General features: G+C 65.7%; 1 protein-coding gene. It reads left to right on the forward strand.

Translation table 11 applies throughout. The features are described from left to right. Nucleotides 1-18 precede the first annotated feature (18 nt). On the forward strand, nucleotides 19-376 hold a 358-nt coding region (locus tag EN807_RS33140), incomplete at its 3' end, for a hypothetical protein (RefSeq protein WP_135937989.1).

Raw genomic sequence — 376 nt, forward strand, 5'->3', positions numbered from 1 at the left:
GCTGGCGAGATAGGCGCCATGACCACGCGAACGGACCGCCTGAAGAAGCTGGTCAAGGTGCAGGAGCAACTGAAGGCGCTGCACGAGACCCGTCATGCCGGCTTCCTCGCCGCCGCCGTCAAGGCGGAAGCCGAGGCCAAGGAACTGATCGAGCATTTCGACGACGACAAATCGCTCGCCGGCCTCTTTCCCGCGCTCTACCACAAGCGCATCACCGATGCGCTCGGCCTGCAGCGACAGAACCTCGAAAATGCCCGCCAGGAAGTCTCGCTGATCGCCACCGCCACTGCGCGGACCAACATGGTCGAGCGCGCCTACAAGGACGTGCGCCGCCGCGACGAGCGCGAACGCTCCGCCCGCGAGCGGCTTGATCTGA

The organism is Mesorhizobium sp. M5C.F.Ca.ET.164.01.1.1 (assembly GCF_004792125.1).
Lineage (GTDB): Bacteria > Pseudomonadota > Alphaproteobacteria > Rhizobiales > Rhizobiaceae > Mesorhizobium > Mesorhizobium wenxiniae.